The following is a 363-nucleotide window of genomic DNA, read 5'->3' as shown; positions in this document are numbered from 1 at the left end:
AATGGCAGGTCTACCTGGATTCGAACCAGGGAATGGCGGCATCAAAAGCCGCTGCCTTACCGCTTGGCGATAGACCTGTAACTTGTTGAATCAATCAACATTAGCAACAAAAATAACTTCATTGCACTTTGAATATAACTAAATATTCAAAAAATGGTGGCTACGACGGGATTTGAACCTGTGACCCCATCATTATGAGTGATGTGCTCTAACCAGCTGAGCTACGTAGCCATAATATAATTAATGGTGCGGAAGGAGAGACTTGAACTCTCACACCTTGCGGCGCCAGAACCTAAATCTGGTGCGTCTACCAATTTCGCCACTTCCGCACAAATTTATATAGATAATCCGAGTGAGTCGAAC

3 tRNA genes are annotated in these 363 nt (G+C 43.8%); all 3 read right to left on the bottom strand.

Going from position 1 to position 363, the window contains the following annotated elements:
• Nucleotides 1-2: 2 nt before the first annotated feature.
• Nucleotides 3-77, bottom strand: a tRNA-Gln gene (locus B7C60_RS10300).
• 77 nt (nucleotides 78-154) lie between these two features.
• A tRNA-Met gene (locus B7C60_RS10295) sits at nucleotides 155-231 on the bottom strand.
• Nucleotides 232-244: 13 nt separating this feature from the next.
• Nucleotides 245-329, bottom strand: a tRNA-Leu gene (locus B7C60_RS10290).
• Nucleotides 330-363 lie beyond the last annotated feature (34 nt).

Source organism: Vibrio fujianensis, from assembly GCF_002749895.1.
Taxonomy (GTDB): domain Bacteria; phylum Pseudomonadota; class Gammaproteobacteria; order Enterobacterales; family Vibrionaceae; genus Vibrio; species Vibrio fujianensis.
Note: the sequence above shows the minus strand (reverse complement) of the source record. Positions and strands in the feature narration are given on the sequence as shown.